The sequence below is a fragment of the Streptomyces griseomycini genome, from assembly GCF_014203535.1.
Taxonomy (GTDB): domain Bacteria; phylum Actinomycetota; class Actinomycetes; order Streptomycetales; family Streptomycetaceae; genus Streptomyces; species Streptomyces griseomycini.
In genome coordinates this window covers 476,669-492,116 of sequence record NZ_JACHJI010000005.1, presented here as the reverse complement: position 1 = coordinate 492,116, position 15,448 = coordinate 476,669, and the positions used below count along the sequence as shown (strand labels likewise).

Genomic DNA, 15,448 nt, shown 5'->3' with positions numbered 1-15,448 from the left:
TAGAACGAGAAGGATCGTGGCGGGGGCTGTTCAAGGTCACCACTACTCAAACCGGGGCGGACGTCCAGGCAACGCCGCCCGACAGAGCGGTCACTCAACCCGCCCGGACACGCCCCGGGCCTCGCAGGGCCGGGGCGTGCCGGCACAGGAAGCGGCCCCGCCCGGCCGGATGGCCGGGCGGGGCCGCTCAGCATGTGTGGTCGCGAAGGGCGGTCGCCTGCGCGGCGAAAGGCTCTGCAGGGCTTCAGCCGGACGATCGTCCCTGCAGGCGATGGGTGAGGCCCGGGGACACCGTCCCCTCCACGACCACGTCCTGCACAACACGGCCGGTGTCTCCGGCATCCCCCCGCCCTGCCTGACGAGCTCGTACACGGTGGGCAATGAGACGTCGAGGACGGCGGCGGGACTCGGGGTTCACAGCCGGCCGAAGGTCAGTGGCGGCGCACCACCCACTGCACCCGTCGGTCCCCCGACCGGAGGGTTCGAGCACCCCTGGCGACGACGGACCTGCCTTCGGAGCGTCGGGCGGACCGCCGGAGCCGGAGGTCAGTCCACGTGCGCGATGATCAGGGACAGAGCCGCGAACAGCGCGACGGACGCGCCGAGAAGCGTCAGCGCCGCCGGGACCGCCGCCGTCAGTTGCTTGCTGCCCTTGCGCCGGCCCGAGCGGAACACCAGGCAAGCCGGGACGAGCGGCAGCGCCACGAGGGCGAGGAAGATCATCGGCACCGCGAACCGGCTGAACGCGCTGGTGCCGGTCTCGGTGACCAGGTGCCAGGCGGTCGTGCCGAAGACCACGGCCAGGCCGGCCAGCAGGCCGAACGAGAGGACCGACGCCACGGCGACGGTCAGTCCTTCGGTCAGCCGCTCGGCACGCGTACGCTCCCGGCCCGCTTCCGTCGTCCCGCTGTAGCCCATCCTCATTCCCCCAGGTGCCGCGGTTCGGTGTCGCCAGGGCCCCGGTCGAGCCGCTCAGCCCGTGGCCGGCAGGACGACAACACCGAGGCGCCCAGAGCCACGGGCACGATGATCTCACGGGTCCGCCGGTCCGTCGGTGCCCTCCGCGCCTGTGTACAGCTCGCGTTCCGCCCGACCGGCGACCCGTTCCGCGGCCGGCCCCGCACCCGCTGGGCGATGCGCACCACCTCACCCGACGCCCTACCGTCGCGCGCTCCTTCCACGTCACCGATTTCGCCGGTCCGGGCCCTCGCCGCAGTGCAGGCCGACGATGCGGGGCAGGCCGGCGCTTCGCTCGGAGTAGACGTCCCGGTGACACCAAGCGTGCCCTTGTGTCAGCCATTGCACTTCGGCTCGTTGCCCTGTGCCAGAGTGCCGCATCACGTCGAGCTCGTCGTCGACGCCGTGGCGGCGGTCGCAGCGACAGCCGGTGTGCGCGGGGCGATCGGGTTCTCCTTCCTTCGGCGTGCTCGCGTACTGCGCCGTCGCCCACGCCTCCGCCCGGACCCCCACGGTGGACGAGGGCCGCCCGGCGCGCGGTGGCCGCCGGCCCGCCGGGGACACAGGACCCCCGCGCCACCGGGAGCGCAGTCATGTCGGCACCGGCAGCGTGCAGGGGCCGCATCAGCCGCGCGAAGCCCCGGGTCACCCGACTCGGATGCTCGGGCCGCCGACGCCCACGCGGCACGTGTCCTACCCGTTGAGACGCGTGCCGATCGAGAGGAACGCCTGCACGAGGGGGACCTGAGGGACCGCCGGGGAGACCACCTGGGAGGCGTAGTGGACGACGACCAGGCCCAGAGCGGGTGAGACGAACAGGCGCTGACCGTGGATGCCGCTGGCCATGAAGGATCCGTAGGGGTCGTTCAGGACCCACCACAGGTCGTGGTACGAGAGGGTGGCGGGCGCGTCGGCCGGTGCCGCGGGGAAGCGGACGCGGCGCGGGTAGCCGTCCGGGACACCGTCGACGACGGCGGTCACCGCTTCCGGCAGGACCTGGCGGTCGCCGACGGCGCCGCCGCAGCGGACAAGTTCGCCCAGGCGCGCCACGTCGCGCGCGGTAGCGCTGAAGCCGCCGCAGGCGGCCTCGGCGCCGTCCGCGTCGACGAGGTAGTACGCGTCCTCCTCCGCGCCGATCCGGGACCAGATCATCTCGGACATCAGCGCCGAGGTGCTGACGCCGGTGACCCGTCGCAGGACCTCGGCGAGCGCCTCGACGTTGCCGTTCTCGTAGCGGAACCCGGTGCCGGGCTCACCCGTGGCCCGCGCGGTGGCGAGGTGCTCGCGGATGGTGGACGGCCCCGAGTAGCCATGGGGACGCAGCCGTGGGGCGAGGACGGCGAAATAGCGCTGCGCCTCCAGGGCCTTGTCGTACGGGCGGCCCGCGTAGCTCATCCGCGTGCCCATGTGCAGGAGGTGGTCGACCTGGGCGTCCCCGAAGGCGGTGCCGGCGAGTTCGGGGACGTACTTGGTCACCTGGGCGCCGCGGTCGAGGTGCCCTTCGTGGGCGAGGGTCGCGGCCAGGAGGCCGAGATAGGACTTGGCGGCGGAGGCGTTGAAGTGCGGGACGTGGGGCTCGTAGCCGTGCAGGTACTGCTCGTGGACGAGTCTGCCCCTGTGCAGGACGAGCAGGGCGTCCGTCTCGGCCTCGGCGAGCAGCTCCGGCAGCGTGAGCGTGCGTCCGTACGGGCCGGTGACGCTCAGGCCGTCGAGGGCGCCGGGCGGGGCCGCGGGCAGGTCACCGGGCCGGCCCGGGCCCCGCCAGACGCGGCGGCTCGGCATGGTCTCCCGACCTGCCGTCGTGTGCCGTCGCGCCCAGGCCGGGTCCGTGAACCCCCGGGCCCAGACGAGGTCGGCCAGTGAATGCGTGCCGGTCACGTGTCGCTCCGCTCGCTCGGGATCAGCCGATCATGGGAACCGTTAACGTACACAGTGTTCGGAAATCCGGGAAGGGTCCGGTCCCGGCGAGGAGGGCTACCGGCGCTCGGCGCGCCGCCCCGTGGTGAGGTCGACGGCTCCGGGGGCGTCCACCGGGGTCAGCCCCGTGGCCCAGACGCGACCGTAGACGGAAAGATCCCGCAGGTGGGCGGTGATCTGCTCGGCGCTGTAGCCCGTGTCGTTCTCGACCCACCAGCTCAGTACCGCGATGAGTTCGCCGGTCCAGGCGCGGGCGACGATGCCGAGCGGGATCCTCGGTTCCGCGCCGAGCTGTTCCGCCCGGTCACGGAAGGCCGCCTCGGCGTGCGTGCGGATGAGTTCGGTGAACTCCCGCAGCGCCCGCCCGTCGCCCTCCCCCCGCAGGATCACCTGGTAGACGCCCCGTTCCTGGGCGGCGTGTTCGAAGATGTACTTGACCGGCAGGCCGGTGAAGCCCTGGGCGTGCGCCTGGCGAACGGCCGGCAGCAGGCGCTCGCGGTCCTGCGCGAGGTCGCGGACGATGCCGACGAGCAGGTCCTCCTTGTCGCGGTAGTGGGCGTAGAAGGTGGCCCGGCCGATGTCGGCCCGCTCGGTGATCTCCTCGACGGTGACGGCCTGGAATCCCTTCTCCAGCACCAGTTCGACCAGGGCTTGGCGGAGCGCGGCGCGCGTCCGCCGGACGCGGCGGTCTTCGGGCTTCATGTCCACTTCGATTCCTTCTCGTCCGGACCGTTGACCTGACCCTAGCGCCGCCCTTACGTTGCCCGACAGCAAGATTGATATTGAACACGACGTTCGGAAACTCTGGAGGCGGCGATGAACCTCGGGCGTTACGTGCGCCGGACGGCCGGGCACCACCCCGATGCCGAGGCCGTGGTCTGCGGCCAGGTCCGGTTGACGTATGCGGAACTCGACGACCACAGCGACCGGCTGGCGGCCGCGCTGACGGGGATGGGCCTGAGCCCGGGGGAGCGCGTGGCCACGCTGGCGGCCAACCGCGCGGAGCTGGTCGTCACGGAAGTGGCGCTCTACAAGGCCGGACTGGCCCGGGCGCCGATCAACGCCCGCCTCGGCGACGGCGAAGTCGCGCACCTGCTGCGGGAGTCCGACGCCCGCGTCCTGCTCACCGACGCCGCGCACCTGGACACGGCCCGGCGGGCGGTGCCCGGTACGGGCGTGAAGTCCGTCATCGGCTACGACGGTCCCGGCGACCTCGGTCCCGGCTACGCCGAGACCCTCGCGGCCACCTCCCGCGAGCCGGTCGACGTCGAGCGCTCCGAGGACGACATCGCCGTCCTGCACTTCACCTCGGGCTCCACCGGAAAGCTGAAGGCGGCCGTGCAGACGTACGGCAATCGTCTGGCCCTGTTGCGCAAGTCGGTGATGAACAGCGCCACCCGGGTCGGACCGGGCGACCGGCAGATCCTCGCCGGCCCCGTCACCCACGCCTCCGGCATGCCCCTCATGGGCATCTTCTTCGCCGGCGGATGCGCCATCGTGCTGCCGCGCTGGGACGCCGGGGAATTCCTCGCCACCGTCGAACGGGAACGCGCCACCCACGCGTTCCTCGTCCCGACCATGGTCAACACGGTCCTCGCGCTGGAGAACGCCCGCGACCACGACGTCTCCAGCCTCCGCCAGCTGATCTACGGCGCGGCGCCCATGTCACCCGCCCGGATCCGAGCGGCCTGGGACCTCTTCGGCCCTGTGCTCAGCCAGGGCTACGGATGCGGCGAGACGACCTCCGGCGTGCTGTTCCTCTCCACGGAGGACCACCGCCGCGCCGTCGAGGGCGACGACGAGGAACTGCTGCTGTCCTGCGGCCGGCCCCTCGCCGAGGCCGAGGTGCGCATCGTCGACGACGAGGGCGTCCAGGTGGCGGACGGCGAGATCGGTGAGATCGCCGTCCGGGGGCCCGACGTCGTGCCCGGCTATCACAACGAGCCGGAACTGACCGCCGAGAGCTTCCGCGACGGCTGGTTCCTCACCGGAGACCTCGCGCGCCGGCGCCGGGACGGCTACGTCTTCATCGTCGACCGCAAGAAGGACATGATCATCTCCGGCGGTTTCAACATCTACGCCGTCGAGGTGGAATCCGTCCTCCACCAGCATCCCGGTGTCTTCGAGGCCGCGGTCATGGGCGTTCCGGACGATCAGTGGGGCGAAGCGGTCAAGGCCGTCGTCGTCCCGCGGGCGGGAGCGACGCTCGACGCGGACGAGCTCATCGCCTTCTGCGCCGAGCGCCTGGCGCGCATGAAGAAGCCCCGGTCCGTCGACATCGTCGCCGCGCTCCCCCACAACCCCAACGGCAAGATCGACCGCCGCGCCCTGCGCGACTCCTACTGGTCCGGCGCCGAGCGCCGCGTCCACTGAACAGGAACCGCCCCATGCCCTACACCCTCGCCCCCTCCTACGACGACAACCCCCGCCTGCAGGACCTCGTCGGCCGCCTGCGCACCTACCTGACCGACGAACTCCTCCCCTACGAGCACGCACACGGCATCACCCCCGAGAGCCGGCTGGACCGGCCCACCCTGGAACGCGTCTGGAAGCGCAGCGCCGAACTCGGTTTCTACGGCATCAGCCTGCCCCCGGAACTCGGCGGCCAGGGACTGAACTTCACCGAGCTGTGCGCCCTCAAGGAGGAACTCACCGCCTCCGGGGCGGCCCTGTCCCACTCGGTCCTCGGTGACATGGGCGGGCCGCTGCGGGTCGGCGCCCTCATGAAGTACGCCACCGAACAGCAACGGGAGCGCTACCTGCTCCCGGTGGTCCGGGGCGAGCGCGCCTGCTGCTTCTCCCTCACCGAACAGGACGCGGGCTCGGACGTGCGCCGCATGACGACCACCGCGACCCCGGACGGCGACACGTACGTGCTGAACGGGCACAAGGTGTTCAGCTCCGCCGCCCCGTTCGCCGACTTCGCCGTCGTCGTCGCCCGGATGGCGCACAGCGAGGAGACGTACAGCGCCTTCCTCGTCGACCTGGACACCCCCGGCTGCCGTGTCCTGGACGGTGCAGTTCCCATGTCCGGACAGCAGATGGAAGGCGACCTCGTCCTCGAGGACTGCCGGATCCCGGCCGCGAACCTGCTCGGTGAGATCGGCCAGGGGCTGCGCATCGGCATCGGCCGCATCACCCTCAACCGGCTGCTCCACTGCCCCTCCCTCATCGGCGCCGCCCGGCGCGCCTGGGACCTGTCCGTCGCCCACGCGAGGACCCGCGTCGCGTTCGGACAGCCGCTGCTCGCGCTCCAGGCCATCCAGCACAAGCTCGCCGACATGGCCACCGACCTCTACGCGGCCCGGTCGATGGTCCTCGCCACCGCCGCCAAGGCCGACCGCGGCGAGAACATCGCGGTCGAGGCGAACATGTGCAAACTGTTCACCGCCGAAGCGTGCTTCCGCGCGGCGGACCAGGCCGTGCAGATCCACGGCAAGGACGGCCTGACGCGCGGTCACGAAGTGGAGCAGATCTTCCGGACCCTGCGCATGTTCCGAATCGTCACCGGCACCACCGAGATCCACAAGAACGCCATCGTCAAGGCGCTCGTCTGACCGGCGGCCCGGGGCACCGCCCGGGGCGGTGCCCCGGGCCCCGCGTCCTGGGCCGCCCCCCGTACTCCGAGCCCCGTGCCCCGAACACCACCGCTCGCCGGTGGAACCGGGACCGCAAGCGCGCCCGGCCGGGGCACGCCCACCGAACACGCACCGCCGGCCGCCCGCCTCCGCCGGCCCCACCACGTCCACGCCCGACCCCCTGCTCCACCCGCATCCGCAGGAGTCACCCATGGCACCCCGATCCTCCGCGCCCCCCGTCAGCCGCAGCACCGACCGGACGGCCGGTCGCCCGCACGACCGCCGCCGCGCCTGGCTGGTGACGGTCATGATCGTCACGTTCATGGTCGTCAACTTCGCCGACAAGTCGGTCCTCGGCCTCGCCGCCGTCCCGATCATGGACGAGCTGCACATCAGCAACGGCACCTACGGGCTGATCTCGAGCTCCTTCTACCTTCTGTTCAGCCTCTCCGGACTCGTCGTCGGATTCTTCTCCTCCCGCATCTCCAGCAGGACCATGCTCTTCGTGATGGCTCTGCTGTGGGCGGTCGCCCAGCTGCCCGTGCTGGCCGTGGCGGCGGTTCCGACCCTGATCGCGGGCCGCGTCCTGCTGGGCGCCGCGGAAGGGCCGGCGGCCTCGATGTCCATGCACGCGCTGTACAAGTGGTTCCCGCCCGAGCGGCGCGGACTTCCCTCGGCGCTGCAGATCGGCGGCGCCGCGATCGGCACGCTCGTCTCCGCGCCCGTGCTCACCTGGCTCATCACGGACTTCGGATGGCGATCGGCGTACGCCGCCCTCGCCGTCGTCAGTCTGCTCTGGGCCCTGGTGTGGTGGCGGACGGGCCACGACGGCCCCTACGACGAGGCACGTCCCCCGCGGGGTGACAGTCCGCGGCCCGCGAAGCGGCTGCCGTACCGCCGGCTGCTGCTGACCGGAACCGTGCTGGGCAGCATCGCCAGTGCCTTCGGAGCCGCCTGGGCGCTCGCCCTGGCCCACGCCTGGCTGCCCGCCTACCTCAGGACCGAGCTCGACCTGAGCCCCCACGCGGTCGCGACCACCGTCAGCGCCGTCTCCGCCCTCAGCCTCGTTCTGCTGCTGACCGTTTCCCCGCTCATGGACGCCCTCAAGGCGCGAGGGGTGTCCAGCCGTTGGTCCAGCGGCGCCGCCCAGGGAAGCGCGGTGTGCGTCGCGGCCTGCGCCATGGCCGCGTTCCCCTTCGCCGACGGCCCCGTCATCCGCCTGCTGCTGATCGGGGTCGCCTTCGGCACGGTCGCCGTCGCGATCCCCCTGCACTACGTGACCGCCGCCGAGGTCGTTCCCGCGGCCCAGCGCGGCGCCGTCTTCGGCATCGTCGCCGCGACCGGCACCCTCCCCGGCCTGATCGCCCCCTTCGTCACCGGCCGTCTCATCGACGCGGCGGAGACCGCGTCCTCCGGATACGCGACCGCGTTCCTCATCGCGGCCGCGGTGATGCTGCTGTCGGGCGCGTCGGCCGTCATCGCCATCCGGCCGGAGCAGGACGCGCGACGGATGGGCCTGCACACGGAACGGGCCCCGTCCCCGCCCTGACGGGCGACGCCGGACTCCCTCGCCTCCACCCCTCCCAGCTTCGACAGCTTCCCCCCGCGACCGACCTCGAGAAAGGTGCGCACGTATGAACCCCATGAACCGGCGCGGCTTCGTCGCCGCCGCCGCGGGCGCCGCCGCGGCGACCGTGCCCCTGAACCCGCAGACGTCCGGGGCCTCCCCCGGCCCCCGGCCCGCCGGAACGCCGTCTCCCACCCGCACCGGCGATCTCCCCTACGACGACCGGACCGACTTCGCCGACGCCGACCGCGGCTTCGTCGCCGCGTACACCGGCGGACCGATCACCACGCCCTCCGGCAGAACCGCCTGGGACGCCGACGCCCACCGCTTCCTCGCCGACGCCGCAGACACCCCGCCGACGACCGTCGATCCGAGCCTGTGGCGGCAGGCCAGGCTCTTGTCCCGCCAAGGGCTCTACGAGGTCACGGACCGGATCTACCAGATCCGTGGCCTCGACCTGTCCAACATGACCGTCGTCGAGGGCGACACCGGCATCATCGTCATCGACCCCCTGACCTCCGTCGAGACCGCGGCCGCGGCCCTCCGGCTCTACCGCGACCACCGCGGGAACCGCCCGGTCAAGGCGATGATCTACACCCACCCCCACGTCGACCACTTCGGCGGCTGCCGGGGCGTCCTGCCCGACGGCGCCGATGGCACACCCGTTCTCGCGCCGCAGGGCTTCATGGAGCACGCGGTCAGCGAGAACGTCTACGTCGGCCCGGCCATGTCCCGCCGCGCCGGCTACATGTACGGCACCAAGCTGCCCACCGAGGCCGGCGGACACGTCGGCTGCGGCCTCGGCCTCGCGGTCTCCACCGGCACCGTCGGCCTGATACCCCCCACCCGGTACGTCGAGGCCACTGGAGAGGAAGTCGTCCTCGACGGGGTCAGGATCCGTTTCCAGATGACCCCGGGCACGGAGTGCCAGGAGGAGATGAACTTCCTCTTCCCCGACCTGCGGGCGGTGTGCATGGCGGAGAACGCCACCCACACCATGCACAACATCCTCACCCTGCGCGGCGCCCAGGTCCGCGACGCGCACGCCTGGGCCGGGTACCTGACGGAGTCGATCGGCCTCTACACGGGCGCGGCCGACGTGGCGTTCGCCTCCCACCACTGGCCCACCTGGGGCAACGACAACATCATCGCCCTGCTCACACAGCAGCGGGATCTCTACGGCTACCTGCACGACCAGACCGTCCGCCTGATCAACAAGGGCCTGAACGGGACCGAGATCGCGGAAAGCCTCCGACTCCCGCCGCAACTGGAGCGGGTATGGGCCAACCGCGGCTACTACGGCTCCCTCAGCCACAACGTCAAGGCCGTCTACCAGCGCTACATGGGCTGGTTCGACGCCAACCCCGCGCACCTGTGGGAACATCCGCCGACCGAGGAGGCGCGCCGGTGGGTCGAGTCCCTCGGCGGACAGGCGGCCGTCCGGGCACGTGCCCGGCACTACAGCGGCAAGGGTGATCTGCGCTTCGCCGTGACCCTCCTCAACCACGCCGTCTTCAACGATCCGACCGACACCAAGGCGAAGCGCCAACTCGCCGGCCTCTACGTCCGCCTGGGACGCGCCTGCGAGAACGCGGTGTGGCGCAACTTCTACCTCACCGGCGCCCAGGAGCTCGTGCACGGCACCGAGCCGGCCCCCAAGGCCACCATGGGCCCCGACCTGCACCGGGCCCTGACGGTCGGACAGCTCATCGACTCACTGGCCGTGCGCGTCGACGGACCCGCCGCCTGGTCGCTGCGTCTCGCCATCGACTGGCACATCGGCGACGCCTACTGGCACCTCCGCCTCGCCAACGGCCTGCTCACCTGGACCACCGACGCGGACCCCGGCCCCGACGCGGGGCTGACCATGACGATGACCAGGTCCCAGCTCCTCGCACTGCTCGCCGACAAGAGCACCGACGGCATCACCATGACGGGTGATGGCTCTCAGCTGGCGCAGCTCCTGTCGGTCCTGGACACTCCGGACCACCGCTTCCCCGTCGTTACTCCTTGAGGTGAGGACAGTGCCCTCATGGCTGCGGAGGGCCGGCCCTCGCAGCCGGCCGGTCGCGGTGGTGACCGCAGCGGCCCTTCCGCGGCACGTCCGGGGCTGGGAGGGAAACGGCGAGCCTTCCCAGCGTTGCCTCTCCAGGATGAGGAGGGCCTTGGTGATGACGGGCATACGGTTGGGGCTGATCCGGGCCCCGCGGAAGATCCGCCAGGACCTCAGGCCTGCCAGCGGCTCACATCGCTGATCGTCGAGCGCCCGGCCGCCGCCCTCGACCGCCAGGCCGAGGCCGAGCGCCAGGCCCTGGCCGCGCCCGTCCACCCCCGGCCAGGAGCGGGCCCGAGAGGTCGCCGAGGACCTGGACCGCACCGACCAGTTCGCGCGGACAGCGGCCGCCGAACGGGCCGCCGAGCAGCAGGTCCGCGAGCACCGCGGCATGCGCAGCAGGGGCATTGTCAGGTTGAGCGCGTGTTTGAGGGTGGGCTCCGGTTCGGCGCGTTCCGGCTTCGGTGGCGACCGTTGCCCAGGCTACGGCGGGCAGGGTGGCGACATCGGTGATCTGGTCCCAGACCGCGAAGCGGATGATCATCCCGGCACGGCGGTCCGGGGCGGTGAGGAGGTGACGGCGGGGCCGGAAACGGTGTTCGACCGAGGGCATCACCGCGCGGTGGGCGACGCCGCGGGAACGGAGCTTGTCAGTGACGATCACCCGCGGCACCGGCCGGGTCCTCTACATCGGCTTCTGAACGTCTGGCCGCGGCCTCGTCCCGTCGGTTCTGCAGCAGGATGTCGAGCACGTTCCCGCGCTGGTCCCCGGCCCGCCACAGGTGCCGCCGCACGCCGTTGATCCTGACGGACGTCTCGTCCGGATGCCTCTTGCCACCAGGCCCCGGGCGGCGCCGACGCAGGGCAGCGGCATAAGCCGGGCCGGACCGGCGCGTCCACTGGTGGACTGTCTCGTGGCCGACCTCGATACCGCGCTCGAGCATCAGCTCCTCGATGTCGCGCAGGGCTCAGGGTGAAGCGGTGGTACGGCCACCCACAGTGGGAGACGGCCCCCGGAGGGAAGCGGAACCCCCGGTACGACGGCGCCACCCCGGACGGCCCCTCCAGCGATTCGACCAGACAGATGATCATGCCGCCCGAGAAGGCCACCACTCGACCTGACAGCGCCGGCCCGCAGCCTCCCCCCGCCGCCCCCGGCGTCGCCGTCCATTCCTGCCACGCGTGCTCCGCCGTCTTGGCCACCGTGGTCGTCCGGTCCTTGATCTCTTCCAGACGCTCATGATCACGGCAGTCGTTCAGCTGCCCGCAGGCACCGCCACCGATCAGGGCGAGCCCTTCAACGAGCGGGGACCACAGCTGTCCGTGCTCTGTCTGCCCGGTGTCCCGGAAGGTAGCTTGGTAAAGAAGGCCCCTGAGGGAGGGCGATCCGATGCCGTGGTTCGTATGGCTACTCGCCGCCGCAGCGCTGGGTGCCGCGGAGTTCTTCACACTGACACTGTTCTTCGGGTTGCTGGCGGGCGCTGCGTTGGTTGCCGCCGTAGTCGCCGGTGTCGGTGTCGGTGTCCTTGGCCAGCTCGTGGCCTTCGGAGTGGCAGCGGCAGCGGGCCTTCTCATCGTCCGCCCTGTCTCGCTGCGGCACATGGCACAGCAACCCCTCGTACGCGAGGGCAGCGACGCACTGATCGGCAAGCGGGCTGAGGTCGTGCAGGAGGTCACCGCGACCCGTGGCCTGATCAAGCTCTCCGGCGAGGAATGGTCCGCCCGCGCCCTCGACGAGAGCCTGGTGATCCCGGTGGGAGCGTGGGTGGACGTCATGGAGATCGAAGGTGCCACGGCCATCGTCCACCCCCGCGACCTCCTTCCGTGAACGGCTGAACACACAGCAACGGAGGCACTGTGGACCCGGTTGTCATTCCCATTCTCGTGGTGGTCCTCGTCGTCGTCTTCCTCGTGGCCTCCACCGTGCGGATCGTCCCGCAGGCGCGCCGCTACAACATCGAGAGGTTCGGCCGGTACCGCCGGACGCTGCAACCCGGCCTGAACCTGGTCCTGCCCGTGGCGGATCGCATCAACACCAAACTCGACGTGCGCGAGCAGGTCTATTCATCCGACCCCAGGCCGGTGATCACCGAGGACAACCTCGTGGTGAACATCGACACCGTGCTCTACTACCAGATCACGGACCCGCGGGCGGCGGCCTACGAGGTCGCTGACTACCTCCAGGCGATTGATCAGCTCACCGTGACCACGCTGCGCAACGTCATCGGCAGCATGGATCTGGAGGAGACGCTCACCTCGCGTGAGGAGATCAATTCCCGGCTCCGCGCCGTCCTCGACGACGCCACCGGCAAGTGGGGCATCCGGGTCAACCGTGTCGAGATCAAGGCCATCGATCCACCGCACACCATCAAGGAAGCGATGGAGAAGCAGATGCGGGCCGAGCGCGACAAGCGCGCGGCCATCCTGCACGCCGAAGGGGAACGGCAAGCCAAGATCCTTACCGCGGAAGGCACGAAGCAGAAGGACATCCTGGAGGCCCAGGGCGCGCAACAGGCCATGATCCTGCGGGCGGACGGCGAGGCCAAGGCGGTGGAGCTCGTCTTCCAGGCCGTCCATCGCAACAACGCCGACCCGAAGGTCCTGGCCTACAAGTACCTGGAAACGCTCCCGCACCTGGCAGGCAGCGACAACAACACGTTCTGGGTGATCCCGGGCGAGCTGACCGAGGCGGTTCGGACCGTCACCCGTGCGTTCGGTGACGGGTCGGCGGGAGGCCCTGCCCACCCTGTGCCCTCCGGGGAAGCAGGAACCGCCGCCGACGACACGTCGGACGCAGTCCGGATTCCGCAGCTCAATGCAGGAGCGACCGTTTCCCCCGACGCCGCCACGGCTGCTGACGAGGCCGGGAAGCAGGCCGCCGCCGCGGTGAGCGACGCCAAGGCGGAGGCCGAGGCCGCGAAGACGCCCCAGGTGCGCCGGGGACGGACGTCCGGCGGCTGACCCCGCCCTCGACTGTTGCCGGGGACCGCCGCGGGGGACAGTCGCCCGGCCTGCGGGACGAGGGCTTCCTCCCCCGGTCCCGGCCGCGCGCCGAACCAGTGGCCCAGGCCGAGCCCGGGTGAGAGGCCGCCTTCAACGCGGTCGACGGCCTTCACCGCTGGATGAGCCGGGTCGTCATGCCGGAGATCACAGAGGACCACCTGGGCACGACCCGGTCCGTCCGTGTCCGTCACCACGCCCTGGACCTGCACCTCGCGGACGCGGCGAACGTGGCGCCGGCCGCGGACGTTGACCACCGTCATCCAGTGGCAAGGAGGTGCGGGACATGGGGCAGGCCTTCGGCAGACCGCACCCGGCCGTCGCGGTGACCGGCATCGGGCACGGGGAAGAAGGCGGCTCCGGTGCGTGGAGCGACTCCGCGCACCGGTCCGTGCCAGGGGTCGGCTGTGCCGCAGCACATCGGCATCGGGACACCGGTGGACGCCGAACCGGCGTCCGGACCGCGGTCGCGGGAGAACGCCTCGTGGTGGGCGCGCAATGCCGCGGGATCGGCGGCGTCGACGACAGCGGCTTGGGCGGAATCTGCGGAGGCGCCCTGGCACAGCGGTGGTTCCATCCCGAGCAGGTGGCGGCCGGAGTCAAGCCGAGACCTCAAACACGGCCTGGGTCCCCAGCCCTGGGCGACCCAAGACCACCCGAAGGCCCGATGTCGCTTTCTGGGGGCGGGGGCCACCATGCTGGTGGAGACCCGCCAGAAGGAGCGCATCATGTCGTACCTGGAATACCTCGAGTACCCGGAGCCCCGCTACCACGGCGACAAGGGCGAAGTGAACGCGGTTTTCCGACCGGCCGACACCCCGCCGGATGTCTCCTCACCCGGCGCCTCTACCCACTACCTCGCCACCAACCAGTCAACCGGCGGCGAGTTCGGCCTGTACAAGGTGGAGCTGGGTGCACGGTCCGCTGGAGCCAAGACCCACTTCCACAGGGCGATGTCGGAGTCCTTCTACGTCCTCTCCGGCGAACTGGAGTTCTACAACGGCGAGAAGTGGGTCACCGGCCGCGAGGGCGACTTCCTGTACGTACCGGTCGGCGGCCTGCACGCCTTCAAAAACGTGACCGACGAGCCCATGTCCATGCTCATGCTCTTCTCCCCGGGTGCCCCGCGCGAAGAATACTTCGAGCACGTCGCGGAGATGGCGCAGCGCGGTGGCGAGGAGCTTAAGCAGTTTCGTATCCGGCACGACAGCTACTTCCTCGAAGACTTCGAGCCCGGGGCGGAGTAGTCCGGGTCCGCTGCCGGACTCGCACGTGCGCCGAAAGTGGATCTTGGTGGCTGCGAGGTGTGACACGCCGGCGCTTCACCAGGGGCGGTGATCCTCGTAGCCGGCGTCAGCGAGCGGCTGCTTCGATCAGGTGTCCGCCGTGTCCGGGCCCCGCACGGCGCCGGTCAGCGGGGCCAGTACGCGCCATCCCATCGTCTCGTAGAGGGCCCGGCCTTCCCGCGTGGCGCCCAGCAGGCCCGCCGTGGCGCCCTGTTCCGAGGCGGCTTCAGTGAGCACGCGCATTACCAGGCGCCCCAGGCCGCGACGCTGGTGGGCCGGGTCGGTCTCCACCTGATCGATGACGACGGTGGGGCCGGTGACGGCGATCTGGCCGCGCGCGGCGAAGGCGCCGCTGGTGGTGCGCACCAGGGCGCGGGTGACACCGGCGCGAGTCCAGGTGCGCAGCCGGTAGCCGTCGGGTGTCTTGGCCGGGGCTTGAGCATGGGCGGCGTGCAGCGAGGCGGACATCAGGAAGCCGGCTCCGCCGGCGAGGCGCCAGCCGGGGGCAAGCCAGGGTTCCAGCGTCTCGTGTGGGACGAAGGTCTTCAGCCAGACGCCGGGGGCGGTGGCGCTCTCGGTGATCTTGTGGACGGTGGCTTCGTCCGCGGCGGGCAGGACGTGGCGCACGACATGCCCGGGCAGGCCGACGTCGATGGTGAAACCCCAGGCCCGGGACACGGGTTGGGCCGCGCCGCGCGAAACGCTCCAGCCGTGGACCCATGCTGGTACGGCTTCGGCCGTGTGCGCGAAGGACAAGACTCTCCCCCCAAGTCGGTAATAGACGAACCTGAAGAACGATTATTACATCAAAGAGTGACGGCGGAGTGGTACGAACACCACATTCCGGCAGGCCCGGGCGAGGTTGCGCGCCTCCGTCGCGGCCGATCGCTCGGCCCCGACCGCCTGGACGACTCACGCCACCGCTCAAGGCGCCAACCGGCCTGACGCAACCGAGCTCCGCTCCACGACTACGGCCGTGGCGCGAACCCCGGCGACCGGTCCAACGCCTGCCCCATGGTTCGCCGACAGTGTCGCCGGAACGCCGGGGCCGCGGCGCTCGTGCAGGAGCAGCCTGTTCCACAGCTCGATC

General features: G+C 71.1%; 11 protein-coding genes and 1 pseudogene. 7 read left to right on the top strand and 5 right to left on the bottom strand.

Translation table 11 applies throughout. From position 1 onward, the window contains the following. Positions 1 to 546 precede the first annotated feature (546 nt). From FHS37_RS16815 to FHS37_RS16805, 3 genes are all read right to left on the bottom strand, one after another. Positions 547 to 918 (bottom strand): hypothetical protein, encoded by a 372-nt coding sequence (locus tag FHS37_RS16815; protein ID WP_184821888.1) that lies wholly within the window; start codon positions 916 to 918, stop codon positions 547 to 549. Between the two features lie 732 nt (positions 919 to 1,650). Beyond that, the gene (locus tag FHS37_RS16810) at positions 1,651 to 2,835 is read right to left on the bottom strand and encodes a serine hydrolase domain-containing protein (protein ID WP_184821886.1); all 1,185 of its coding nucleotides are present in this window, start codon (positions 2,833 to 2,835) and stop codon (positions 1,651 to 1,653) included. Between the two features lie 96 nt (positions 2,836 to 2,931). After that, positions 2,932 to 3,576 (bottom strand): TetR/AcrR family transcriptional regulator, encoded by a 645-nt coding sequence (locus FHS37_RS16805; RefSeq protein ID WP_184821884.1) that lies wholly within the window; start codon positions 3,574 to 3,576, stop codon positions 2,932 to 2,934. A gap of 114 nt (positions 3,577 to 3,690) precedes the next feature. Between FHS37_RS16805 and FHS37_RS16800 the strand changes: the two genes are divergently transcribed. From FHS37_RS16800 to FHS37_RS16785, 4 genes are all read left to right on the top strand, one after another. Next, a complete protein-coding gene (locus FHS37_RS16800) occupies positions 3,691 to 5,247 on the top strand; it encodes an acyl-CoA synthetase (protein WP_184821882.1) in 1,557 nt (518 codons plus the stop codon). 14 nt (positions 5,248 to 5,261) lie between these two features. Further along, positions 5,262 to 6,431, top strand: a complete 1,170-nt coding sequence (locus FHS37_RS16795; RefSeq protein ID WP_184821880.1) for an acyl-CoA dehydrogenase family protein — start codon at positions 5,262 to 5,264, stop codon at positions 6,429 to 6,431. Between the two features lie 232 nt (positions 6,432 to 6,663). Continuing rightward, a complete protein-coding gene (locus FHS37_RS16790) occupies positions 6,664 to 8,001 on the top strand; it encodes an MFS transporter (protein ID WP_184821877.1) in 1,338 nt (445 codons plus the stop codon). A gap of 85 nt (positions 8,002 to 8,086) precedes the next feature. After that, complete coding sequence (locus tag FHS37_RS16785) at positions 8,087 to 10,033, top strand: alkyl/aryl-sulfatase (RefSeq protein ID WP_184821875.1); 1,947 nt, start codon at positions 8,087 to 8,089, stop codon at positions 10,031 to 10,033. A 520-nt stretch (positions 10,034 to 10,553) separates the two neighbouring features. Here the strand turns inward: FHS37_RS16785 and FHS37_RS16775 are convergent. Then, positions 10,554 to 11,164: pseudogene (locus FHS37_RS16775) on the bottom strand (IS6 family transposase); the annotation flags it as partial. A gap of 298 nt (positions 11,165 to 11,462) precedes the next feature. Here FHS37_RS16775 and FHS37_RS16770 point away from each other — a divergent pair. From FHS37_RS16770 to FHS37_RS16760, 3 genes are all read left to right on the top strand, one after another. Next, positions 11,463 to 11,900 carry an NfeD family protein gene (locus FHS37_RS16770; RefSeq protein ID WP_184821873.1) on the top strand — a complete coding sequence of 146 codons (438 nt, stop codon included), beginning with the start codon at positions 11,463 to 11,465 and terminating at the stop codon, positions 11,898 to 11,900. 29 nt (positions 11,901 to 11,929) lie between these two features. After that, positions 11,930 to 13,033: an SPFH domain-containing protein gene (locus FHS37_RS16765; protein ID WP_184821871.1), complete on the top strand. Its 1,104-nt coding sequence runs from the start codon at positions 11,930 to 11,932 to the stop codon at positions 13,031 to 13,033. A gap of 767 nt (positions 13,034 to 13,800) precedes the next feature. After that, a complete protein-coding gene (locus FHS37_RS16760; RefSeq protein ID WP_184821869.1) occupies positions 13,801 to 14,319 on the top strand; it encodes a cupin domain-containing protein in 519 nt (172 codons plus the stop codon). A 126-nt stretch (positions 14,320 to 14,445) separates the two neighbouring features. Here the strand turns inward: FHS37_RS16760 and FHS37_RS16755 are convergent, their stop codons facing one another. Next, positions 14,446 to 15,114 (bottom strand): GNAT family N-acetyltransferase, encoded by a 669-nt coding sequence (locus FHS37_RS16755; RefSeq protein WP_184821867.1) that lies wholly within the window; start codon positions 15,112 to 15,114, stop codon positions 14,446 to 14,448. Between the last annotated feature and the right edge of the window lie 334 nt (positions 15,115 to 15,448).